General features: G+C 61.9%; 21 protein-coding genes. 8 read left to right on the top strand and 13 right to left on the bottom strand.

The genetic code is table 11. The features are described 5' to 3' along the window. Window positions 1-79: 79 nt before the first annotated feature. The 5 genes from B9A15_RS02185 (at window position 80) to B9A15_RS02165 (ending at window position 6,547) form a co-directional block, all read left to right on the top strand. On the top strand, window positions 80-418 hold the full coding sequence (locus tag B9A15_RS02185) for a P-II family nitrogen regulator (protein WP_084408305.1): 339 nt from the start codon (window positions 80-82) through the stop codon (window positions 416-418). Window positions 419-487: 69 nt separating this feature from the next. Continuing rightward, window positions 488-1,897: a type I glutamate--ammonia ligase gene (glnA, locus tag B9A15_RS02180; protein ID WP_084408304.1), complete on the top strand. Its 1,410-nt coding sequence runs from the start codon at window positions 488-490 to the stop codon at window positions 1,895-1,897. Window positions 1,898-2,148: 251 nt separating this feature from the next. After that, on the top strand, window positions 2,149-4,188 hold the full coding sequence (parE, locus tag B9A15_RS02175) for a DNA topoisomerase IV subunit B (protein ID WP_084408303.1): 2,040 nt from the start codon (window positions 2,149-2,151) through the stop codon (window positions 4,186-4,188). A gap of 28 nt (window positions 4,189-4,216) precedes the next feature. Then, window positions 4,217-4,771, top strand: a complete 555-nt coding sequence (locus tag B9A15_RS02170) for a hypothetical protein (RefSeq protein WP_084408302.1) — start codon at window positions 4,217-4,219, stop codon at window positions 4,769-4,771. Between the two features lie 240 nt (window positions 4,772-5,011). Continuing rightward, the gene (locus B9A15_RS02165; RefSeq protein WP_084408301.1) at window positions 5,012-6,547 is read left to right on the top strand and encodes a DEAD/DEAH box helicase; all 1,536 of its coding nucleotides are present in this window, start codon (window positions 5,012-5,014) and stop codon (window positions 6,545-6,547) included. A gap of 260 nt (window positions 6,548-6,807) precedes the next feature. Here the strand turns inward: B9A15_RS02165 and B9A15_RS02160 are convergent, their stop codons facing one another. Together B9A15_RS02160 and B9A15_RS02155 are read right to left on the bottom strand one after the other, a co-directional pair. Next, complete coding sequence (locus B9A15_RS02160) at window positions 6,808-8,916, bottom strand: molybdopterin oxidoreductase family protein (protein WP_084408460.1); 2,109 nt, start codon at window positions 8,914-8,916, stop codon at window positions 6,808-6,810. A 142-nt stretch (window positions 8,917-9,058) separates the two neighbouring features. Beyond that, window positions 9,059-10,171 carry an alkene reductase gene (locus tag B9A15_RS02155; protein ID WP_084408300.1) on the bottom strand — a complete coding sequence of 371 codons (1,113 nt, stop codon included), beginning with the start codon at window positions 10,169-10,171 and terminating at the stop codon, window positions 9,059-9,061. A gap of 181 nt (window positions 10,172-10,352) precedes the next feature. Here B9A15_RS02155 and B9A15_RS02150 point away from each other — a divergent pair, with 181 nt between their 5' ends. The 3 genes from B9A15_RS02150 (at window position 10,353) to B9A15_RS02140 (ending at window position 12,421) form a co-directional block, all read left to right on the top strand. Beyond that, window positions 10,353-11,195, top strand: a complete 843-nt coding sequence (locus tag B9A15_RS02150; protein ID WP_084408299.1) for a 23S rRNA (adenine(2030)-N(6))-methyltransferase RlmJ — start codon at window positions 10,353-10,355, stop codon at window positions 11,193-11,195. A 71-nt stretch (window positions 11,196-11,266) separates the two neighbouring features. Beyond that, window positions 11,267-11,809: a hypothetical protein gene (locus B9A15_RS02145; RefSeq protein WP_084408298.1), complete on the top strand. Its 543-nt coding sequence runs from the start codon at window positions 11,267-11,269 to the stop codon at window positions 11,807-11,809. An 18-nt stretch (window positions 11,810-11,827) separates the two neighbouring features. Then, entirely contained in the window at window positions 11,828-12,421 is a 594-nt protein-coding gene (locus B9A15_RS02140) for a glutathione S-transferase family protein (RefSeq protein WP_084408297.1), read from the top strand. A gap of 36 nt (window positions 12,422-12,457) precedes the next feature. On the opposite strand, the gene lpxB is transcribed toward B9A15_RS02140, so the two are convergent. From lpxB to pyrH, 11 genes are all read right to left on the bottom strand, one after another. Continuing rightward, window positions 12,458-13,615 (bottom strand): lipid-A-disaccharide synthase, encoded by a 1,158-nt coding sequence (gene lpxB, locus B9A15_RS02135; RefSeq protein WP_084408296.1) that lies wholly within the window; start codon window positions 13,613-13,615, stop codon window positions 12,458-12,460. Beyond that, window positions 13,612-14,496 (bottom strand): LpxI family protein, encoded by an 885-nt coding sequence (locus B9A15_RS02130; RefSeq protein ID WP_084408295.1) that lies wholly within the window; start codon window positions 14,494-14,496, stop codon window positions 13,612-13,614. The genes lpxB and B9A15_RS02130 overlap by 4 nt, the downstream gene beginning before the upstream one ends. A gap of 4 nt (window positions 14,497-14,500) precedes the next feature. Then, on the bottom strand, window positions 14,501-15,310 hold the full coding sequence (lpxA, locus tag B9A15_RS02125) for an acyl-ACP--UDP-N-acetylglucosamine O-acyltransferase (RefSeq protein ID WP_084408294.1): 810 nt from the start codon (window positions 15,308-15,310) through the stop codon (window positions 14,501-14,503). Beyond that, entirely contained in the window at window positions 15,307-15,777 is a 471-nt protein-coding gene (gene fabZ, locus B9A15_RS02120; protein WP_084408293.1) for a 3-hydroxyacyl-ACP dehydratase FabZ, read from the bottom strand. Before fabZ ends, lpxA begins: the two co-directional genes overlap by 4 nt. Next, window positions 15,770-16,834 (bottom strand): UDP-3-O-(3-hydroxymyristoyl)glucosamine N-acyltransferase, encoded by a 1,065-nt coding sequence (gene lpxD / locus B9A15_RS02115; protein ID WP_084408292.1) that lies wholly within the window; start codon window positions 16,832-16,834, stop codon window positions 15,770-15,772. Before lpxD ends, fabZ begins: the two co-directional genes overlap by 8 nt. A 135-nt stretch (window positions 16,835-16,969) precedes the next feature. Then, complete coding sequence (bamA, locus tag B9A15_RS02110; protein WP_084408291.1) at window positions 16,970-19,450, bottom strand: outer membrane protein assembly factor BamA; 2,481 nt, start codon at window positions 19,448-19,450, stop codon at window positions 16,970-16,972. Between the two features lie 206 nt (window positions 19,451-19,656). After that, a complete protein-coding gene (gene rseP / locus B9A15_RS02105) occupies window positions 19,657-20,796 on the bottom strand; it encodes an RIP metalloprotease RseP (RefSeq protein ID WP_084408290.1) in 1,140 nt (379 codons plus the stop codon). A gap of 176 nt (window positions 20,797-20,972) precedes the next feature. Further along, a complete protein-coding gene (locus tag B9A15_RS02100; RefSeq protein WP_084408289.1) occupies window positions 20,973-21,821 on the bottom strand; it encodes a phosphatidate cytidylyltransferase in 849 nt (282 codons plus the stop codon). 8 nt (window positions 21,822-21,829) lie between these two features. After that, complete coding sequence (locus tag B9A15_RS02095; protein ID WP_244556765.1) at window positions 21,830-22,516, bottom strand: isoprenyl transferase; 687 nt, start codon at window positions 22,514-22,516, stop codon at window positions 21,830-21,832. Between the two features lie 103 nt (window positions 22,517-22,619). Next, window positions 22,620-23,177: a ribosome recycling factor gene (gene frr / locus B9A15_RS02090; protein ID WP_084408287.1), complete on the bottom strand. Its 558-nt coding sequence runs from the start codon at window positions 23,175-23,177 to the stop codon at window positions 22,620-22,622. A 52-nt stretch (window positions 23,178-23,229) separates the two neighbouring features. Further along, the gene (pyrH, locus tag B9A15_RS02085) at window positions 23,230-23,949 is read right to left on the bottom strand and encodes a UMP kinase (protein WP_084408286.1); all 720 of its coding nucleotides are present in this window, start codon (window positions 23,947-23,949) and stop codon (window positions 23,230-23,232) included. Between the last annotated feature and the right edge of the window lie 37 nt (window positions 23,950-23,986).

The raw sequence follows: 23,986 nt of genomic DNA, 5'->3' as shown, positions 1-23,986 counted from the left end.
CCGGCCAGTTGGCATGCACTGTGCATGATCGAGGCGACGGGCGAGACCCGTATCGGGGACCATTCGAGAAGGACATTCGATGAAGAAGGTCGAGGCGATCATCAAGCCGTTCAAGCTGGATGAGGTCAAGGAAGCGCTGCAGGAGGTTGGCCTGCAGGGCATCACCGTGACTGAAGCCAAGGGCTTCGGGCGCCAGAAGGGTCACACGGAACTGTATCGCGGCGCCGAATACGTCGTCGATTTCCTGCCGAAGGTGAAGGTGGAGATCGTGCTCGGCGACGAGATGGTGGCCTCAGCCGTGGAGGCTATCCGGAAGGCCGCTCAGACTGGCCGGATCGGCGACGGCAAGATCTTCGTCTCCAATATCGAGGAAGCGATCCGCATCCGCACCGGCGAAGCCGGCACGGACGCGATATGACCGCTCTTTGATCATTCCGCATAACCGCATCCAGCCAAACCAAGCATATCCCTACTAGGAAGGAACGCCATGACGAGCGCGAACGACATCCTGAAGCAGGTTAAGGACAACGACGTGAAGTTCGTCGACCTTCGCTTCACCGATCCGAAGGGCAAGACGCAGCATGTGACCATGGATGCCTCGATGATCGACGAGGACATCTTTGCAGAAGGCACGATGTTCGACGGATCGTCGATCGCGGGCTGGAAGGCCATCAACGAATCGGACATGGTCCTGATGCCGGACCCTGAAACGGCCTATATGGACCCGTTCTTCGCCCAGTCGACCATGGCGATCGTCTGCGACATTCTCGATCCGGTCTCCGGCGAGGCTTACAATCGCGATCCGCGCACGACGGCCAAGAAGGCCGAGGCCTATCTGACCCAGTCCGGCGTCGGCGACACCGCCTATTTCGGCCCCGAGGCCGAGTTCTTCGTCTTCGACGACGTGCGTTACAAGGCCGACCCTTACAACACCGGCTTCAAGCTCGATTCGACCGAGCTTCCCTCCAATGACGACACCGAATACGAGACCGGCAATCTCGGCCATCGTCCGCGGACCAAGGGCGGCTATTTCCCCGTTCCGCCGATCGACAGCTGCCAGGACATGCGCTCGGAAATGCTGACGGTCATGGCCGAAATGGGCGTTGCCGTCGAGAAGCATCACCATGAGGTGGCCGCGGCCCAGCACGAACTCGGCATCAAGTTCGACACGCTGACGCGCAACGCCGACAAGATGCAGATCTACAAATATGTAATCCATCAGGTGGCGAACGCCTATGGCAAGACGGCGACCTTCATGCCGAAGCCGGTCTTCGGCGACAACGGCTCGGGCATGCATGTCCACCAGTCGATCTGGAAGGACTCCAAGCCGACCTTCGCGGGCGAAGAATATGCCGGGCTTTCCGAAAGCTGCTTGTTCTACATCGGCGGCATCATCAAGCATGCGCGCGCCCTGAACGCCTTCACCAACCCGTCGACCAACTCCTTCAAGCGTCTGGTTCCGGGCTACGAGGCACCGGTTCTGCTCGCCTATTCGGCGCGCAACCGTTCGGCGTCCTGCCGCATCCCGTTTGGCCAGTCGCCGAAGGCCAAGCGCGTCGAGGTGCGCTTCCCCGATCCGACGGCGAACCCCTATCTCGCTTTCGCCGCCATGCTGATGGCCGGTCTCGACGGCATCAAGAACAAGATCCATCCAGGCTCGGCCATGGACAAGGATCTCTACGATCTGCCGCCGGAAGAGCTGAAGGAAATCCCGACCGTCTGCCGCAGCCTGCGCGAGTCGCTCGAGAATCTCGACAGTGACCGCGAGTTCCTGAAGGCCGGCGGCGTCTTCGACGACGACCAGATCGACGCCTTCATCGACCTGAAGATGGCCGAGGTTCTGCGTTTCGAAATGACCCCGCATCCGGTCGAATTCGAGATGTACTACTCGGTCTGATCAGGCTGAGACGACAAAGATATGTCACGAAAGGGGCGCCGAACGGGCGCCCCTTTTCATTGGTGAGGCGCTATTCATGCGAGGAGCGCCAGCATCACGGATAGCGGCCTCGAAATCGGAGTTGGCCGGATAAGTTCCGATGCTCCGCTTGAAGAACAATACGTGAAAGTGTACCAGGAACCCATGCCGACGCTTGATCGCCACTTTGTTCGACCTTCTCGCCCCGATCTGCCTGCAGCGGGGCGCGGACGATGAGCGACGACCTGTTCTCAGGCGGCTCGGCAGCTCGTCGTCAGGAGGAGGCACCGCCGCCCCGACGCCCGAAGCGGGCGCAACCGGCTCATCCCGAAACCGCGCACGAACCCGGCGATTACACTGCCGCAGACATCGAGGTCCTGGAGGGGCTCGAGCCGGTTCGCAGACGTCCCGGCATGTATATTGGCGGCACCGACGCCAAGGCCCTGCATCACCTCTTTGCCGAGGTGATCGACAATTCGATGGACGAGGCGACAGCCGGCCATGCCAACTTCATCGAAGTCTCGCTGGATGCCGAAGGCTTCCTGACCGTCACGGACAATGGACGCGGCATTCCGATCGATCCCCATCCGCGCTTCAAGGACAAGTCGGCCTTGGAGGTCATTCTGACGACACTCCACGCCGGCGGTAAGTTCGACTCGAAAGTCTATGAGACTTCCGGCGGCCTGCATGGCGTCGGCGTATCGGTGGTCAACGCCCTCTCAGAGACGCTCGAGGTCGAGGTCGCACGCAATCGGCGGCTGTACCGTCAGACCTATTCGCGCGGCCTTGCAGTGACACCTCTCATCGAGGTCGGCGAGATTCAGAACCGGCGCGGCACACGCGTGCGCTTCAAGCCGGACAGTCAGATCTTCGGCAATGGCGCCGGTTTCGAGCCCGCCCGCCTGTTCCAAATGGCCCGGTCCAAGGCGTATCTCTTCGGTGGCGTCGAGATTCGCTGGCAGTGCGATCCGCGACTGCTTCCGGACGGAAGCGATATCCCGGCGCGCGAGAGCTTCCACTTTCCAGGCGGTCTCAAGGATTATCTCGACAGCTCGATCGGCAAGGATCGCATCACTGGGCAGATCTTTTCCGGCCGCACGCAAAAGGTCTCGGGCCATGGGGCGGTGGAATGGGCCGTTGCCTGGACGCCGGACGACGGCGTCATCCGCTCCTACTGCAACACGATCCCGACACCCGAAGGCGGCACCCATGAGGCGGGTCTGCGGTCGGTGATCCTGCGTGGGCTGAAAGCCTTCGCCGAGGTCTCGGGGAATAAGCGTGCGTCCGTGATTACCGGCGACGACGTCATGTCGACGGCCAGTGCCATGCTCTCGGTCTTCATCCGCGAACCCGAATTCGTCGGCCAGACCAAGGATCGCCTGGCGACGGTCGAGGCCCAGCGCATCGTCGAGCAGTCGATGCGCGATTCCTTCGACATCTGGCTTGCATCATCGCCCCAGGACGCGGCGCGGCTGATCGACTGGACGCTGGAGCGAGCCGACGAGCGGCTTCGCAGGCGCCAGGAGAAAGAGGTCAACCGCAAGAGCGCGACCCGCAAGCTGAGACTGCCGGGCAAGCTCGCCGATTGTTCGCAAGCCGGCGCAAGCGGCTCGGAAATCTTCATCGTAGAGGGCGATTCCGCTGGCGGATCGGCTAAGCAGGCGCGCGACCGACGCACCCAGGCGATCTTGCCCCTTCGAGGCAAGATCCTCAATGTGGCGAGCGCCGGACGCGACAAGCTGGGTGCCAATCAGCAGCTCGCCGATCTTGTTCAGGCGCTGGGCTGCGGCACTCGGTCAAAATATCGCGAGAGCGACCTTCGCTACGAGAAGGTGATCGTGATGACGGACGCCGATGTCGACGGCGCCCATATCGCCTCCCTGCTGATCACCTTTTTTTATCGCGAGATGCCGGAGCTCGTTCGTGGCGGCCATCTCTATCTGGCCGTCCCGCCCCTCTATAAGCTGACCCAGGGCGGCAAGACGGCCTATGCCCGCGACGACCGCGATCGAGATCGGCTGGTGGCCCGCGACTTCAAAGGCAAGGGCAAGGTCGAGGTGTCCCGCTTCAAGGGACTTGGCGAGATGCTTCCCGCCCAGCTGAAGGAAACCACCATGGATCCGCGCAAGCGGACGCTGCTTCAGGTGGTCATCGACGAGACTCCTGAAAGCGGAACATCCGGTGCCGTCGAGGCTTTGATGGGCACGAAGGCGGATTTGCGCTTCCGCTTCATTCAGGAGCGCTCCGCTTTTGTCGAAGATCTCGACATCTGATCGAGCAACAGACGGGACGATAGACATCATGGCTTTGAAAATGGGCATGCAGGGTCGCTTATGGGCAGTGCCGCTCGCTTTGGTGCTTCTTTTATCGTCAGCGCTCGCGCAGGAGGGAACGGCCCAGACAGGCGATGCCGCAGGCTCGTCCACCCCATCCGCAACGGCCGCGCCCGCCTCGTCGTCCTCGGATGAAGGCCAAGCGGGATCGATGATCGGTGGGCTTTCGCCTTTGATCGAGGACGTGCAGATCGTCGGACCGTGGGATCAGGACGGGACGAAGGGTGTTTGGCGCACCGTCATGGCCCGCGATCCGGCCGATCCGTCCCGCTCGCATTTCTTCCTCCAGCAGATCGCCGGCGCGGAAGGCGGAGCGACGCTCGTCAAGACGATCGAGATCACCGAAATCGGCGAGATGGGCGGCGCCGTGGTCGGTTACCGTGCCGACGAACCGTCGAGCGATGAACCAAGCGGCTTGTCACTCTTCTTCGAAATCGTGCCGCGTGATGGCGAAATCTCGGAGACCTACGAGCTTCACGTCCAGCCGGACGGGTCTTACGATTTCGGGTTTGCGACCAACTGAGGTCAAGACGTTTTCCGAGCGCCCAGCGAGAGAGATCGTCCGCGCGATTAACCCTTATCGTTCAGTGCATCCGGAAGTCGGATTCGTTGCTTGGAATGGCCACTGACGGGCCGTCTTTAAAATGATACATGGCATCGCCATATAGAGCTGGCAGTTGACTCTTGGGCGTCTGCGCTCTATCGCGCCCGCAATCGCAGCTGTCTCCCGACCTATCGAAAAGAGCACAAGAGTACCGACCACTTGACCAGCTTTTCCGAACTCGGCTTGAGTGCCAAGGTTCAATCCGCCGTCGAATCCGCCGGATATACCGAACCCACGCCGATTCAAGCGGAAGCCATTCCACACGCGCTGGAACGGCGCGATGTTCTTGGCATTGCCCAGACCGGAACCGGCAAGACGGCGTCCTTCGTTCTTCCGATGCTGACGCTGCTCGAAAAGGGTCGCGCCAGGGCTCGAATGCCGCGCACGCTCATCATCGAGCCGACGCGCGAGCTGGCCGCTCAGGTCGAAGAGTCCTTCACCAAATATGGCAGCAATCACAAGCTGAACGTCGCTCTACTGATCGGTGGCATGTCCTTCGACGAACAGGACCGCAAGCTCGACCGTGGTTGCGACGTTCTGATTGCGACACCTGGGCGCCTGCTCGATCATTTCGAGCGCGGCAAGCTGTTGCTCACCGGCGTCGAGATCCTTGTCATCGACGAGGCCGATCGCATGCTCGACATGGGTTTCATCCCGGACATCGAGCGGATCTGCAAGCTGCTGCCCTTCACGCGGCAGACGCTCTTTTTCTCGGCGACCATGCCGCCGGAGATCACCAAGCTCACCGAGCAGTTCCTGCAGAATCCGGTGCGCGTCGAGGTGGCGAAGCCCGCTTCGGCAGCGCTGACGGTGCAGCAGCGTCTCGTCGCCTCGAAGCCCAAGGATTACGACAAGCGGTCCCGGCTGCGCGACCTTCTGCGTCAGCAGAGCGATCTGACCAACGCCATCATTTTCTGCAATCGCAAGCGCGACGTCTCCACCTTGTTCCGATCCCTGGAAAAACACGGCTTTTCGGCCGGCGCGCTCCATGGCGACATGGACCAACGCGCGCGTATGATGATGCTGCATAATTTCCGGGAAAATAAGCTGCAGCTTCTCGTCGCTTCCGACGTCGCGGCGCGTGGTCTGGATATTCCAGCAGTCAGTCACGTCTTCAATTTCGACGTGCCGATCCATGCCGAGGACTATGTCCATCGCATCGGGCGTACTGGACGCGCCGGGCGCTCCGGCAAGGCCTTTACGCTGGTGACCCAGTCCGAGACCAAGCACCTCGAAGCCATCAAGAAGATGATCGGCACGGATATCGAATGGCTCGATGGCGATCTCTCTTCGATCGTGACCAGCGACGAGGACGATGACGGCGACACCCGCCGCAGCCGTTCGCGTTCGTCGAGCAGGGGAACGCGTTCGCGCTCGCGTCGCAAAGAGAGCGCGGAGCCGGTGGAACGCGTGGAGGAAGCGGTGGACGAGGTCGTCGCCGCGTGCCCCGAAAGCACGGACACCGTAGAGGAGGCATCCGAGGTGGAGAGCCCGAGCAAGACCCGTCGCGAGTCGCGCAGCCAGCCTCGCTCGCGGTCAGGCGCCGGGTCGCGGTCTCAGCGCCCAACCGCCTCTTCGCGCGGTCGCAATGAAGGCTATTCCGGCAATTCCGGCCGCGACAACCGCGACGACCACACGCCTGTCGGTTTCGGCGACGACATCCCCGCTTTCATGCTGATCGCGACCGGCACGTAACGCTCTCGCGTCGCCCAACGCCCAATTGCTACAGTCGAGGCTGCGGCGATGTCTTCATGATCATGACGAATTTCGGGCCCTGACGGGCCCGTTTTCGTTTAAGCCAGCGAGACCCGTCATCCGCTGTGCCGGCAGCTTTAAGCGTGCTTTGGACGCAATCGAACGGCATCGCGCCGCCCGATTTCGAAGCTTCTGGCAATATGGATCGCACCCTCCGCGAGGCAGTCAGTTTCTCCGACCCGCCATTACAAGACGGGCTGTCACGAACGCCTCAACCACACGCGATTGTCGTGGAAGGCCGCCCCGCCATAGGGCGCCACCGGATCGGCGCCGGTGAGAACGTTGATCCCCTCCCCGTCCAGAAAATCAGAATTGGCCCAGAGGCCCTCGTGAACGAGAACACCGGGGCGGACGGTTTCGGTGATCGTCACCGCGAGGCGCAGGTCGCCCCTCTGATTGCCGACCTGCACCACATCGCCCTCCGATAGGGCTTCACGGGCTGCATCGTCCGGATGGATCATGAGCGCTGGGGTGCCCTCGCGCTTTCGCGAACCGGGTGTTTCGGCAAAGGACGAATTCAGGAACTGGCGCGCTGGCGAAGTCGCGAGTCGATAAGGGTGATCCTCGTCCACTCCCTCAATCGTTTCGACGTGGTCGGGGAAAGCCGACAGGCTCGCATGCGGCCCCTGGGGCCCGAGCGAGCTTGGCGGCCGGTTGGGTGCGCGCGTACCCGTCCAGTCGGGCCGGAAACGGAACTTGCCATTCTCATGTGCAAACCCATCGATGAAATGAGCCTTCTCGAAATCGATGCCCTTATCGATCCATTTCTCCTCGATAAGGCTACCGAAATCGGTTTCCACGCCCGACCGCTCGAGAAGATCGGTGATGAGATCGCGCTCGCTCATCCCAAATCCCGGCTTGCCGGAAGCGCCCAATCGCTCGGCCAGCGCCTCAATCACGAAGTGATTGGAGCGCACGGTTTCGGGCGGCTCGGTCAGCTTCGGTCCGAGCACGATATGGCTCTGCCCACCGCCGCGATAGATGTCGTCATGCTCCAGGAACATCGTCGCCGGCAGCACCAGATCGGCAAGCTTGGCCGTGTCCGTCAGGAATTGCTCATGGACGGCGACGAACAGGTCCTCGCGCCGCAATCCGGCGACGACCTTGCGCTGTTCCGGGCAGACATTGGCTGGATTGGTGTTTTGGACGAGCATCGCCGTCACCGGCGGCCCGCCCGACAACGCTTCGCGATCACCCGTCAGGATCGCACCGATCCGCGACTGATCGAGGAAGCGTGTATCTCGGTCGCGCAGGGCTGCACCTTGGATCAAAGAGCCGTCCAAACCGAATATGTCGCTGTTGGAATGGAAGGCGCCGCCGCCCTCATATTGCCAATGGCCGAAAACCGTCGGGACTGAGAGGGCCGCATGCATGGCGGCCGCGCCATTGCGCTGGCGCGTAAAGCCATAGCCGAGGCGGAAATAGCTTCGCTGCGTTCGGCCGATCAGGGCGCCAAAGCTTTCAATCTCATCGACCGAAAGGCCGGTGATCGCCGCCGCCCATTCCGGGCCGCGAGTCGCAAGATGGGCTTCGAGCCCTTTCGGGTCGTCGGTGTAGCGGTCGAGATAGGCCCGGTCGGCCGTCCCGTCGCGAAAGGCGATATGCATGAGCGCGCAGGCCAGAGCGCCGTCCGTGCCGGGCCGAAGTTTCAAGGCAAGATCGGCCTGAGCCATGGTCGCGTTGTCATAGATGTCGATGACGACGATCTTGGCGCCGCGCTCTTTTCGCGCGCGCGCTGCGTGGGTCATGACATTGACCTGCGTCGCCACGGCATTGGTGCCCCAGATGACGACGCAGTCGGATTTGGCGATCTCGCGCGGGTCCGCGCCGCGCAAGGCGCCCGCCCCCATCACCCAGCCGGTCCAGGCCATATTGGTGCAGATCGTCGAGAACTGCCCGGAATAGCCTTTGGCGTGGCGCAGGCGATTGATGCCGTCGCGCTGAACGAGGCCCATGGTCCCGGCATAGTAATAGGGCCAGACCGCCTCCGGGCCGTCCATCTGTTCGGCCTTGAGAAACTGTTCGGCAACGAGGTCGAGCGCGTCGTCCCAGCCGATCTCCCGCCAATTGCCTTCGCCCTTACCGCCAACGCGCTGCAGCGGCTTCAAGAGCCGATCGGGGTGATGAATTCGCTCCGCATAGCGAGCGACCTTGGCGCAGATGACACCGGCCGTATAGCTGTTGTCCGGCGCCCCGCGCAGGCGGCCAATTCGGCCGTCTGGCAGGAGCTCGACATCTAGCGCGCAGGTCGAGGGACAGTCATGTGGGCAGGCCGAATGGCCGAAGCGGGAAGGCAGAGGCTTGTTCATGCTCAAGAATTAGCAGGCACCGCATCGCCCGACCAATCCTTTCCTGTCACGAAATCAATTTACAGCCTGAACGGAAAAAGGCCTCCGCGCGTCGACAAACGCGCGGAGGCCTCAAAGTCAGCCGAACAGCTGGTCGGTTCGATCAGGCAGCCTTTGCGTAGCGGGCCTTCTCTTCTTCCGAGAGGGACGGATAATCCGTATAGCCCTTTTCGTCGCCGCCATAGAAGGTGCTCTCGTCATAGGGGGCGAGTGGCGCGTTCAGTTCGAGGCGTGTGACGAGATCGGGGTTGGAGATGAAGTCCCGGCCGAAGCAGGCGAGATCGACATCGCCATTCTCAACGCGCTCGATCGCGAGATCCCGGTCATAGCCATTGTTGCCCATATAGGGGCCGCCAAAAACGTCCTTCAGCTCCCAGGCTTTGAATTCGTGGGGATCACGCTTGCCACGGGTCTCGCCCTCGATCGCGTGGAGATAGAGAAGGCCGCGCTTCTTCAGCTCCGCCGCATAGGCCGTGAAGAGTGCTCGCGGATCGCTGTCCTGGAGATCATTCGCCGGGCTGACTGGCGAAACGCGGATACCGGTGCGCTCGGCGCCGACCGCGGCGACGACGGCATCCACCACTTCCAAGGGGAAACGCATCCGGTTCTCGATCGAACCGCCATAGTCGTCGGTGCGCTGGTTGGCGCCGTCGCGCAGGAACTGGTCGAGCAGATAGCCGTTCGCCGAATGGACCTCGACCCCGTCGAAGCCGGCGGCGATCGCATTGCGCGCCGCCTTCACATAATCCTCGACGACACGCGGAAGCTCATCCGTCTCCAAAGCACGCGGGGTCGGGACTTCCTTCATGCCACTTTCGGTGAAAGCCTTCATCTGCGGAGCGATGGCGGAGGGCGCAACGGGAAGCTGGCCGTTCATCTGGAGATCGGGATGCGAGACCCGGCCCACATGCCAGAGCTGCAGGACGATCTTGCCGCCCGCCTCGTGAACGGCCTCCGTCACCTTGCGCCAGGCGACGACCTGCTCGTCGGAATAGATGCCCGGCGTCCAGGCATAGCCTCGGCCTTCGACAGAGATATTCGTCGCCTCGGTGATGATCAGACCGGCGCCGGCGCGCTGGCGGTAATAGTCCACATGCATGTCCTTGGGCACGCCGTCGCTTGTGGCGCGGGAGCGCGTCAACGGCGCCATAACGATGCGATTGGACAGCTGGATTGGTCCGAGCGCATAGGGCTCGAACAGCTTATGGCTTGCCATCGGATGACCTTTCGATACGAAAAGCATGAGAAAGCCGGCTCGGCGTGAAACCGCCGCCCGGCGTTGGGCATGAATGTGGGTCGCCCTCGGCCGCTGAAAAGATCGTTGAACGCAATGTCGCTCATCCGTGATCGATCTCCCCATGGCAGGGATTTGACCACACAAGAGGAATGGAGGCCCGGTGAATTATCGCCACGCCTATCACGCCGGGAATTTCGCCGACGTCGTCAAACACGCGCTGCTGACGCGGCTTATTGCCTACCTCAAGCGCAAGGAGAAGGCTTTCCGCGTCTATGACACCCATGCCGGGCGCGGGCTCTATGATCTGTCGAGCGAATCAGCGCTGAAGACACGGGAAGCGGAAGATGGCGTAACGCGCTTCTTGAGCGAGCCGGCTCTTGCCGAGCATCCATTGCTTGCGGACTACCGCGCGGCGCTTGGCACGGATATCGATGATGGGCTCTATCCCGGCTCTCCGCTTATTGCCCGGCGATGTCTGCGGCCCCAGGATCGCCTGTCGGCCTATGAGCTGCATCCCGAAGACGCCGATGCGCTGAAGGCCCTTTTTGCCGGCGATGTGCAGGCGAAAGCCATCGCGCTCGACGGTTGGCTCGCGCTCGGAGCCCATCTGCCGCCGAAGGAAAAGCGCGGGCTCGTTCTCATCGACCCGCCCTTCGAGAAGACCAGCGAAATCGACGACATCGTCGAGGGTGTCGGGAAGGCCTACAAGCGTTGGCCGGGTGGCACCTTCGCTGTCTGGTATCCGATCAAGCGCGAGACGAGCGTTCGCGCTCTGCGCGATGGGCTGGCCGCGATCGGCGACCCGGAGACCCTCGCCGCCGAGCTCATCGTTGAGGCCTTGCGGCCTGGGGACGAGCGCTTCGTTGGCACCGGGCTCGCGGTCATCAATCCGCCCTTTGTCTTTGCCGAAGAGGCACAGACGATCTTCGACGCCCTGTTGCCGGTTCTGGCCCGCGACCCATCCGCAACAGCACGAGTTTTTCGACTGAAATCCAAAGGTTGAGGCAAGCCACGCGCCCCACCCATGCTACCTCTTGATCCCAAACAGCCATTCTTTGACGAAGAGAGCCAGCCATGGGACGCCACCTTCGCCTGATTTTCGCGGCCTGCCTTGCTGCAACATCCCTGGCGGCGACGCCCTCCTTCGCGGCCGATCTTCGCTATCAGCCCGCGCCGGAAGCGGACGCGCTGGTCCCGCAATGCGACAACCCAGCCGTCTTGGCGGAGGTCGAGGATCAGTTCGAATATGGCGCGCCGCGCATGCTGGAAGCCGATCTGGAAATCCTCGAATTTTCCGGCATGCACGAAAAGGCCTATTTCCCGCTGGTGCGGAACGATCCCCTGCCCCCGCCGCAGCCTATCGAGCGCCGCTATTGCGAGGCCACCGCGCTGATCTCCGATCATGTGGCCCGCACGGTCTATTATGTGATCGAGCATCCGATGGGTTTTGCCGGCGCTGGCGGTGTCCTCGGCATGTTCTCGCCGGTTAAGTCCTGGCGAGCGGAGGGCTGCGTCGTCGGGCTGGATCTCTGGCATGTGTATGGCGCCAACTGCCAGTCGCTTCGCCGCTATCAGCCGGAAGGCAGAACCGGCTATGGCTATGTGACGAAATACTGATTCTCGATCGGAGCTTCGATGCGTCTTCTTGGTTCTTCCGCCTCCCCCTTCGTCGCCAAAGTGAGGATGGCGGCGGCCATCTGCGATATCGAACTCAGCGTCGATGCGATCGATACGGGCAATGAGCCGGAGGCCCTTACCTCGGTTAATCCGCTCGGCAAGATCCCTGCGCTCGTCACCGAAGACGGCGATGCGGTCTTCGACAGTGCCGTCATCTGCGAATATCTCGACCGGATGAGCGGCAATCAGCTGATCCCGCAGACCCTTGTCGAATACCGGAAGGCCAAGACCTTCGAATCGGTCGCATCCGGTGTCGTCGATGCGTTGATTCTGTGCCTTTATGAGGTGCGATTCCGCCCAGAGGAGAAGCGTCATTCCGACTGGACGGATCGGCAGACGCGCAAGGCCGACCGCGGTCTTGCCTGGCTCGGCGAGCATCTCGGCGAACTCGGAGACCAGCCGACGATCGCCCATTGCGCCCTCGCTTCTCTCCTGGGTTGGATTGAGCTCCGTTATGCGGACAAGCTGAACGAGTTTCCGACCCTGACGGCATGGGCAGATGCCTTCTATGCCGCCAATCCGAAGCTTGCGGAGACGAAGCCGCATCTTTGATCTTCGAGTGATCGGTAGCGCGAAAGAGCCGATCAATCAGCGCTTCGCGTTCGTCCCTTCGATGAGCCGGGCGACGATCTCGGCAGCCGCCTCACCGGGCGGGCGGTCGATCGACATGGCTTGTCGGATCTCGCCAAAGCCGGCCATCTGAGCGGCGCGCTCAGGCGTATCCGTCAAAAGACGTTCGAGCCGACGAGCCAAGTGCTCGGGCCGGACGAATTCGTGGAAATGCTCCGGGACCAGCGGGTGGCCGGTGATGAAGTTCGGCAGCGCCGCCGTCCAGGCGGTGACGAGATGGCGAAAGCGATAAGCGACTGGATCGAGCTTATAAGCGAGCGCCATCGGAACGCCAGCCAGCGCCAGTTCCAGCGACACCGTTCCTGACGCTGCAAGGGCGGCATCCGCCTTTTCGAAGGCCGCCCATTTCGCCGTCTCCCCTGTCACCACCTCGGGTCTGAACGACCAATCAGCGATCACCTTTTCCACCCGGGCCCTGTGGCGCGGAAGCGTTGGCAACACTGCGTTGAGCGCGGGCATCCGCGCGGCGAGCCTTTCATAGGTCTCGCCGAAATCACTCAGGAGCCGGTCGATCTCACCCCGGCGAGAGCCCGGCAGGAGAAGAAGAGTCGGCGGATCGGCTGGACGCGGTCTTAGCGGATGTTCGAGAATCCGCTGCAAGGCCGGATCGGTCAGAAGCGGATGACCGACATAGGTCGCGGGTGGTCCGTCGAGCCGGTGATAGACGTCCGGTTCAAAGGGAAGCGCGCAGATCGCGTGGTCGATATAGGCGCGCATCTTTGCCGCGCGCTCCTCCCGCCAGGCCCAGACGGTCGGCGGAATATAATTTATGATGGGAATGTGCGGTCGTTCCGCCCTTACCGCCTTGGCGATACGATGGGAAAATGTCGGGCTGTCGATGATGACGAGCGCATCCGGCTTTGCCGCCAAAATCGCCTTCGACGTCTGCCGCAACCGGCTGAGGAGCTGCGGCAGACGCATCACAATCGCGCCGATCCCGATGATCGACAATTCCTCAATTTCGAAGAGGCTCGTCAGCCCCTGTTCGGCCATCGCGTCGCCGCCGAGCCCGACCAATTCGAGATCGATGCCGTAGCGCTTCTTGAGATAGACGATCAGATCGGCGCCGATCCGGTCGCCCGAGGGTTCTCCGACGACAAAGGCTATTCGCGTCATGGAGCGTCTCCCATGGCCTTGGCCGTGCCCTCGGCCGAGGAGAGCCCAACCAATGCAATCATCGCCCGGTCTGCCGCCGCAACGACGTCATCGTAATCGAGAACGAGGCTGGCGCCTGCCGACAGGCCGATCGCGCTGATCCCTGCCTCGACGGCCTCGTCGATCGTCCGCAAGCCGATGCTTGGCAGATCGAAGCGGTGATCCTGGTCGGGCTTCACCGCCTTGACCAGCGCGAGTCTCTCGCCGCGATGGATCCGGCCGCGCGCTCTAAGATCAGCCACGCGCCGCATCATCTCGCGGGTTCCCTCAATGCCTTCCAGCGCGATGATCCGCTCGTTCGAGGCGACGACGGCTTGACCGGCATCGAGGCGGCCAAGAGCGATCGCCGCGTCCCGCGCGCTGGTCAAGGCGGACAACTCCAACGTCTCCGGCTTTCGCGCAGACAAGGTTCCACCAGGCGTCAGAAGCTGAGGTGCGACCGCCTGGACGGGCAACAGTGTGAAGCCCTGACGCTCCAGATAGGCGGCGAGATTGCGCAAGAGGCGGTCGTCGCCGCCCCGCACGATGGAGAGCGCAGCCGGAAGCCGCTTCAGCGTCTGCCAGCTGGGAATGAGGGCCTTGAAATCCGGGCGCCGGGAAATCGTTCCACAGAAGACCACCCTTCGAACCTGCATTTCGCGGAGCCACATAATGGCATTGCCGGCTTCGCCCCAGGCGAAATCCCGCCCCTCGCCAAAACCATCCTGCGATCCACCGGTTCCATCGCCAAACCGGGCAAAGATCGGCTGATAACCCTCTTCGAGCGCAGCGCGTGCGACGACACAGGGCAACGAACCGCCACCCGCCAGAATGCCGAGCCGCTCGCCGGTCCCCTCGCCCATTTTGTCAGCCCGTCGGCGTATGACGCGGGAAACACAAGGCGCGATCACCGCCGGCCCGGATGAAACCGACCAGATCGACGACGAGCGGGTCTTCCGGGAACTCCAGTGCTACCTCGTCGATGCTTTCCTTGAAGGTCTGGTCGAAGGAGAACAACATCCGATAGGCGCGCCGCACGTTGCGGATCGCATCGCGAGAGAAGCCCGCGCGCTTCATGCCGATGACGTTGAGGCCGGAGAGATAGGCGCGATTGCCGAGAACCATGCCGAAGGGGATGACATCGCCTTCGACGGCCGCGAGCCCGCCAATATAGGCGTGATGACCGATACGGGTGAATTGATGGATCCCTGAGCCACCGGCGATCGTGGCGAACTCGCCGATGCTGCAATGGCCGGCCAGCATGACATTGTTGATCAGCGTCACGCTGTTGCCGAGGACGCAGTCATGCGCCACATGGGCGCCGGTGAAGAAGGAGCAATTGTCGCCGACCGTCGTCTCCGACCGGCCTTGCACCGTGCCGGGATTCATCGTCACATGTTCGCGCACCAGCGCGTTCTTGCCGATAACAAGGCGGGTGTCCTCACCGCGATATTTCAGATGCTGGGGCGCGTGGCCGAGCGAGGCGAAGGGCCAAATTTGCGCCCCTTCCCCAATCTCGGTGTTGCCCCAAAGGGCGATGTGAGAACGAAGCCGCGAATGGGCCCCGAGCCGCACCTGAGGCCCGATATGGCAGAAAGGGCCGATCTCACAGCCTTCGCCGATCTCCGCCCCGTCTTCGACCACCGCAGTCGGATGGATTGTCGTCTCTGATGTCATTGGGCTCCGTCGGCGGCCACCAGCATCGCGCTCACGGTCGCCTCGGCGACCTTCGTGCCGGCGACGATGGCGAGGCAATCGAACTTCCAGATATTGCCGCGCTTCTTGCTCTGTTTGACGTGATATTCCAGCATGTCACCCGGCAGCACGGGCTTGCGGAACTTGGCGTTGTCGATCGTCATGAAATAGACGAGCGCCGGCGTCTCGCCGCCACGGCTCAAGGTGCAAATGGCTCCGGCCGTCTGCGCCATACCCTCGATGATGAGGACACCCGGCATGACGGGATTGTCCGGAAAATGACCTTGAAAATGCGGCTCGTTGGCGGTCACATTCTTGACGCCTATCGCCGAGACGTCACCATCGATATCAATGATCCGATCCACCATCAGGAACGGATACCGATGAGGCAACAGCTTCAGTATCTTGAAAATATCGGCGCTTTCCAACGCCTTGGGCTCTTCACTCATCGTTCCTTCCTGAAGACCGCCTCTTTTTTGCCAGCTCCGCGAGAAGCGTAACCTCGCGAAACCAATCCCGGACCGGCTTGGCCGGCACGCCACCCCATCGGGCACGCGCGGGAACATCACCATTCACCGAAGACACCGCAGCAATCTGCGCGCCGGCCCCAATGGTCACATGACCGTTGACGCCGGACTGCCCGCCGATCATCACGCCGTCCTCGATCGTCGCACTACCGGAGATACCCACCTGAGAGACGATCACGCAACTGCGACCGATAACGACGTTGTGGCCAATTTGAACCTGATTGTCGATCTTCGTGCCTTCGCCAATGATCGTGTCCCGCACCGCGCCGCGATCGATCGTGCTGTTGGCGCCAATCTCCACGTCGTCCTGAATGACCACACGCCCGATCTGGACGGTCTTTTCTAAGCCTTTCGGCCCAACCACATAGCCGAATCCGTCCTGCCCCGCTTTGACACCCGGATGAAGAATCACGCGATTGCCAAGCAAACTATGCGACAGGCTTACGCCGGCGCCGATACGGCAGTCACGGCCGATCCGGCAACCGGCAGCGATCTGCGCGCCAGCCCCGACGATCGTTCCGCGTCCGATCGCGACATTGGGGCCTATGACGGCGAATGGTTCGACCACCACGCCATCTTCAAGGTGAGCCGTCTCGTCGATATGGGCCTTGACTGAAATGGTGTCCGTTCCGGCCACAGCTTCCGGCGCGAGAGCTGCCGGAAACAGAGTGCGACCGATAGCGGCGAACGCCTTGCCGGCGTCGGGTGCGACCAGAACGGCCGCAACCCGCTGCGGGACGCTACGAGTTGCATAGCGCCTGGACAAGAGGATGCAGCCCGCATGGGTCGTATCAAGATCGGCCTCGTATCGAACATTGTCGAACATGGCGATGTCGGTGCGGTTCGCCTCGGAGAGAGACGCGATCCCATCGATCCGACAGGCATCGTCCGAACCCTCACGGATCTCCGCTTGGGTCAGTTCGGCGATTTCACCGACCGCGAGTCCTGCGCCGCGCGGAAAAAAGACGGCTGGCGGCATGGTCTCTCCGTTGGAACAGGGTGAGCCGGGCAGTTGATCGCCCATTCACGATACCCGCCCAAATTTAGAGCGGGCCAGCGATCCGCAAAGACCACGACCCGCTCTTCGAAATTGGCCGCTCTCAGCCCCTTTGCGTTAGAAGCGCGACGAGAAGCCGAAGGAGAATTCCTGGGTCTTGTCGAAATCTTCCTTCATGAAGGGATGGGCATAGTTCACGCGCAGCGGGCCAAAGGGCGACGCCCAGATGAGACCCACACCGGCTGCCGCGCGAATTGCCGAATCGTCACCTTCGACACCCTGGACGCCCGCATACTCCGAGCCCCAGAGCGAACCCGCATCGGCGAAGACCGCACCGCGGAAACCAAGATCGCGACTAATACCGGGCAGCGGGAAGGTCGCCTCGGCCTGTGCACCGGCATATTGAGTTCCGCCGATGGAGACGCCGTTCTGACGCGGGCCGATACCCTTATATTCGAAGCCGCGAACCAGATCCTTGCCCTTGAAGAAGTTGTCGAAGACGCGAAGATCGCCGCCGCCGAGCGACGTCACGTGGCCGGCGCTGGCGCTGACCGAGCCGATGACGTCGAACTCTTCGTTGAGGAGCGTATAGGCGCTCGCCTTGACCGTCGACTTCAGGAATTCGGCATCGCCGCCGAGGCCGGCGTATTCCTGGCCCGCCTGGACGAAGAAGCCTTCGCGCGGGTCATTCGAGTTGTCGAGTGAGTTGTAGGTCAGCGAATAGGAGATCGACGAGGTCGAATAGGGGCTCTCGCAGATCGCGTTGTTGATGATCGCCGAGTCCGTATAGTTCGGCGCCGTCACCACATTGCCGTTCTTATCGACGACGTCCTGGCCGGTCAGCGTCCGATAGGCTGCGGGATTCGGATCACTGCACAGGCTGCGCAACCGATCGCCATTGGCGAGCTCGAGCGGCTCGTTCGTGATCGGATCGCGCAGCGTGATGCCGTTATTGTCGCCGAATTCTTCTTCTTTGTAGTTGTAGGCGAGCTGAGCGGTCAGATTTTCCGTGATCGGCGCTGCAATTCGCACGTCACCACCGTTGCGCAGCGTATCGTAATCGCCTGCCGTCGACTCGGTGCGATAGAGGTCGAAACCAACCGCGAGGCGCTGGCCGAGGAAATAGGGCTCGGTGAAGGAAAGATTGTAGTTGCGGGTATCGGTGCCGAAGCCCGCCGAGACTTTGATGAATTGACCTCTGCCGAGGAAGTTGCGCTCGGTGACGCCGACTTCCGCCACAGGACCCGAGCTTTCGCCGCCTGTCGTATAGCCACCACCGATGGAAAGCTCGCCCGTCGCCTTCTCGGCAACATCCACAATGACGATCACACGGTCAGGCTCGCTGCCCGGCGCGGTCGAAACCTTCACGCTCTCGAAATAGCCGAGATCTTCGAGACGCTGCTTGGCGCGCTGGACCAGCACCTGATTGAAGGCGTCGCCCTCGGATACGTCGAATTCGCGGCGAATGACATAGTCGCGGGTCTTGGTGTTGCCGCGAATTTCCAGACGCTCGACATAGGCGCGCGGGCCCTGGTCGATCACGTAATTGACCGAGATCGTCCGATTGGTGAAATCGCGATCGCCGCGCGGCGTCACCTGGGCAAAGGCATAGCCCTCCCCAGCGAGCCTGTTGGTCAGATTGACGAGAGAGTCCTCGACATCCTCGGCGCTGTAGACCTCACCCGGAGAGGTCTCCAACTCGCTGTAGAGCGCACCGGAATCGACGCCGGCAATGGTCGAATCGATCGAGATGTCGCCGAAGGCATAGCGCTCGCCCTCATCCACCGTGATGGTGATGTAATAGGAGTTCTCGGTCTCATCGAGCTCGGCGACCGCCGAGACGATGCGAAAATCGGCAAAGCCGCGATTGTAGTAGAAGCGGCGCAGCGCTTCCTCGTCGACCCGCAGCTTGTCCTCGTCATAGACGTCGTTGCGCTGGAAGAAGGAGAGAAGGCCGGTCTCGCGCAGCGAGATGACCTGCTTCAGCCGCGTGTCACCAAAGAAATTATTGCCGACGAAGCTGATGGAAGCGATCTTCGTGCGATCGCCTTCCTGAATATTATAGATGACGTTGACGCGGCCTTCGCCGATCTCCTGGGCCTGGACGCTGACCACGGCGTCACTGCGCCCGATCCGCTGATAGGCCTCGCGGATCATCTCGACATCCTGATCGACCTGAGCGCGCGAATAGGCGCCGCGCGGCCGCGTCTGGATGGCGGCGTTCAGCTGCTCATCCTTGATCTTCGAATTGCCCTGGAAGAGCACCTGATTGACGATCTGATTCTCGTCGACCTGAATGATCAGCGCGCCACCTGACTGGCTGACACGCACATCGGAGAATAGGCCGGTCGCAAAGAGGCGCTGAAGGATGGCGTCCTGATCGGCTTCGGAGACATTCGTCCCCGGCTGGATCTGCGTGAAGCTGCGAATTGTGGAGGCCTCGACGCGACTATTCCCCCGCACGTCGATCCGATTGACCACTGCAGCGCTGGCAGACTGGGCTGCCGCGAGCTGCATTCCCACGAGGGCGACCGTGAGAACCGTCGTCGACTTGGCTGCCGTCACAGTCGCTCGCAGGATGTTTTTTCCAGCCTTCATAGGCTTAACCACCTTTTCGCCATTCATTTGACGTCGCCGCCTGCGGATGCAGGGTCGTTTGTATCCGGTTTGCGTCCTCAAGCAAGCAAAGTCGCGCTCTTCCCTTGAGGATTCGGAAACGGCGTTGCGCCGGTGTCACGCGCTGTCGGATCATGGTTAAGCATCCCCCAACATGCCCCGTGGCATCTCGCGATGGAACACTCCGGTTAGACAAGGCCGGAAATGTCGTTCCAAAACGCGAAGACCATCAGCATCATGACGAGCGCCAGGCCGATCTTGAACCCGACCTCCTGAACCTGCTCACTGAGCGGCCGTCCCCTCACCGCCTCGAACGCGTAGAATAAAAGGTGGCCCCCGTCCAGCATCGGAACCGGCATCAGATTGAGAAGACCGATCGACACCGAGAGGAGGGCCGCCAGGTTGAGAAGCGCGCCAAGGCCGAGGGTGGAGACCTCTCCGGACACTTGAGCGATGCGGATCGGCCCGCCGATCTGATCGGCATTCTGTCGGCCGGTGAAGACCTCGCCGATGAAGTTGACGGTGCGCTCGGTGACGAACCAGGTCTGCTCGACGCCGTAGCGCAGTGATTCGACCGGTCCGAGCTCTTCGACGCGGAAGGACGATTCGGTCCCTCTCGCGACGATGCCGACGACCGGTACGTTGAAGGTCTTGCCGAACCCATCGTCGCGCTCTTCCGTGCGCGGGGTCACTGTTAGCTCGATCGGCTTGCCGTCGCGCTCGACCGTGACGACGATCGGCTGATCCGGTCGGGCCGTGACGTATTTCTGGAGATCGGAGAAATAAGTGACCGGCTGGCCATCGGTCGCAAGGACCCGGTCTCCCGCCTCAAACCCGGCTTCCTCCGCCGGGGAGCCTTCTACCACCTCCGAGACGATCGGATCGGCAACCGGGCGGCCCTGGACATAGGCGACACCGGCAAAGATCGCGATGGCAAGGATGAAATTCGCGATCGGCCCGGCAGCGACCGTCGCAGCCCGCCTTCCGACGCTTGCGGTCGGGAAGGCCTCGCGCGCCTCCTTCTCGCTCATCCGAGCGACCGCGGAACGATCCGGAACCGAGGCCGCATTCTCGTCGCCAAGGAATTTCACATAGCCGCCGAGTGGGATCGCGGAGAGCTTCCAGCGCGTCCCTTGCCGGTCCGTGAAACCGACGATCTCAGGACCGAAGCCGACCGAGAAGGCGAGCGAGCGAATCCCGCACCAACGCCCCACCAGATAATGGCCGAGCTCATGGAAGAAGACGATGATCGTGAGGACGAAGAGAAAGGGGATGATGTACATCAAACCGCCATTCCAGATGCTGCCCAGTCCCAATCCCGCTTCCATCGTCCACCTTTTCGTATTTGCTTCTCGAATGAGCCTTCGGCATTCGGAGCCACGACCATGCCGTAAGCATGGCGAAGCGCGGCAAGTGTATCCGCAGATTGGCGGGCAGCTGAGATTTTCCGGCGGGTGTGACCCAAACGCCCGAACGGTATGTCAGAGCAAACCCACAAAGGCGATCAGATCAGACCACGAGCCGGATCAAAGGGAGATGCAAACGCCGCGCCGATGAGAAAGGCGGCGGCGACAGCGACGATGAGCGCATCGATCCGGTCCATAATGCCGCCATGCCCGGGAATGACCCGCCCCGAATCCTTCACGCCGAACCGTCGCTTGATCCAGGACTCATAAAGATCGCCGGCCTGACCGAGAGCCGAGAGAAAAGCGGCGAGGATTGCCAGACTCCAGCTCACTGAGCCGACCGTCAGTTCCAAAAAGAGGCACGCCGCCACAACACCGGCGATCAGACCGCCGATTGCGCCCGAAATCGTCTTCTTCGGCGAGACGATCGGCATCAGTTTCGGCCCGCCGATGCTGCGCCCGGTGAAGTAAGCGAAGATGTCGGTCGACCAGACGATCGCGACCACATAGCCGAGCGCGATAAGCCCTTCGGTGCTGTCGGCGCGCAGCAGGCCAAGCGGCAAGGCGGCGGCAGCGGCATAAACCAACCCGCCGAGGGTCCAGATCGCGCGCTGTTCCTGCCGATCGACGAATGTGATGAAGACGACCCCGCCGACGAGAATGAGAAGCGATAGCTCGGGCAGGCCGAAGAGAAACAGAAGCAGAGTGAGATAGAGGCAACGCCGGGCAAAGGGATGCAGAGGCCCCGCGCGGTGCTTGGACCTGGTCATCCGCGACCATTCGTCGAAGACGATGACGCCGATGGCGACGCAGAGAATGCGAAACGCGAAACCGCCCACGAGGGTCACGGCAATGACGGCAAGGCCGAGAAGCACGGCCGAGATCACGCGCGACTTCAGATCACCCCAGCTGCCTATTTCAGCGATACGCGAGATCAGGGAGCTCATATCGCGGCTCAGGACGCGATTTCGCGAGACAGGCCCCCGAACCTGCGATCACGCGAAGCAAATTCGTCGAGCGCCGCCTGGAAGGCCCGTTTGTCGAATTCGGGCCAATTGAGCGGCACGAAGACGAATTCGGAATAGGCGGCTTGCCACAGAAGGAAGTTCGACAGCCGGATTTCGCCGCTGGTGCGGATGATCAGATCGGGATCGGGGATCCCCGCCGTATCAAGATGAGCGTCGATGCAGCTGTCGGTCATGGCCGACAGTTCGATTTCACCGCGCGCGAATTTCTGCGCGATGGTGCGCATCGCCCGGGCCACCTCGTCCCGCGCCCCGTAATTGAAGGCGATGATGAGGGTCTGACGCTGATTGTCGCGCGTCAGATTCTCGGCCTCTTCCAAAAGCCCGAGAATATCGGGGGCGAGATTCTCGCGCGCGCCGATCACGCGCACGCGCACGCCCTCCTTGTGGAGGTCGGCGAGATCGCGACGAATGAAATGGCGCAACAGGCCGAGCAGTTCGTCGACCTCGTCCTTCGGACGCCGCCAGTTCTCCGAGGAAAACGCGAAAAGCGTCAGATAGTCGATCCCGAACTCGCCGGCGGCCCGCACCGCCTCGCGCACGGCTTCGACGCCCCGGCGATGGCCCATGCTGCGCGGAAGGCCGCGCGCACGCGCCCAACGTCCGTTGCCGTCCATGATGATGGCGACGTGTCGAGGATGACGCACGAGCTCAACCTTTTCTTCTGGATGACGTCGGGCTAGCGGGCCGTTCGGCCGGGCGCGGCGGCGAGCTTGAACCTTAAACCTGCATGATTTCGCTTTCCTTAGCGGAGAGCGTCTTGTCGATCTCGGACACGGATTCGTCGGTCATCTTCTGAACCCGATCGGACATCTGCCGGCTGTCATCCTGGCTGATATCGCCATCCTTTTCGAGCTTCTTCAGAAGGTCCATGCCGTCCCGGCGAACATGACGCACCGCAACCTTGGCCTGCTCGCCATATTGATGCGCGACCTTGACCAGTTCCTTGCGGCGCTGCTCGTTCAGTTCAGGAAGCGGGATGCGCAAGGTGGTCCCGTCCGTCACGGGATTGAGACCCAGATTGCTTTCGCGGATGGCACGCTCGACCTTGCCGACCATCTGCTTGTCCCAGACGGAAACGGTGACGAGACGCGGCTCGGGAACGGAAATATTGGCCACCTGATTGATCGGCATCGCCGAGCCATAGGCGTCGACCGTGATCGGATCGAGCAGATTGGGCGAAGCACGGCCGGTTCGCAGGCCCGCCAGATCGCTCTTCAGCGAAGCGATCGCCCCGTCCATTCGCCGCTTGATGTCTTCGAAATCGAATTCGGCCATGTCGTCTCCTCACATATTTCGCCTGCCGGCATCGTCCTACGCGACTGCAATTTCAGTCGGCGACGATGGTCGAACGTCCAGATCCGGACAGGATTTTTGCAAATTCGCCCTTTTCGTGGATCGAAAAGACCACAATGGGGATATGATTCTCGCGCGCCAACGCGACGGCGGCGACATCCATGACGGCAAGGCCCTTGTGCAGGACCTCGGCATGGGTCAGCCGCTCGAAGCGTTCGGCCGTTGGATCTTTCTTCGGATCGGCGGAATAGATGCCGTCGACCTGCGTGCCCTTGAAGAGCGCGGCCGCGCCCATTTCCGCGGCGCGCAAGGCGCCAGCCGAATCGGTCGTGAAGAAGGGGTTGCCAGTGCCACCGGCGAAAATGACCACGCGGCCAGCGGCCTGATGGGCCAAAGCCTTTCGCTGGGTGAAGCTCTCGCAGATTTCAGGCATGGCGATCGCGGATAGAACCACGGATTCAACGCCCATCTTGTTCAGCGAGGTGCGGAGCGCGAGCGCGTTTATGACGGTGCCGAGCATGCCCATGTGGTCGCCGGTCACACGGTCGCCGCCCTTCGAGGCGACGGAGACCCCGCGAAAAATATTGCCACCGCCGATGACCACCGAGATCTCGACGCCTAGCCGACGCACTTCCGCAATGTCGCCTGCAATACGGTCCGCGACCGCTACGTCGATTCCGAAACCTTGGCTGCCCATCAGCGCTTCGCCGGACACCTTCAGAAGGACGCGGCGATATCTGATCTCCGAAGTCATTGCCTACCCGCTTCGCCCGCCGCATGTCTCAAGGGCC

The sequence above is a fragment of the Fulvimarina manganoxydans genome (assembly GCF_900176465.1).
In the GTDB taxonomy this organism is placed as follows: Bacteria; Pseudomonadota; Alphaproteobacteria; order Rhizobiales; family Rhizobiaceae; genus Fulvimarina; species Fulvimarina manganoxydans.
This window is presented reverse-complemented; position numbering and strand designations above follow the sequence as displayed.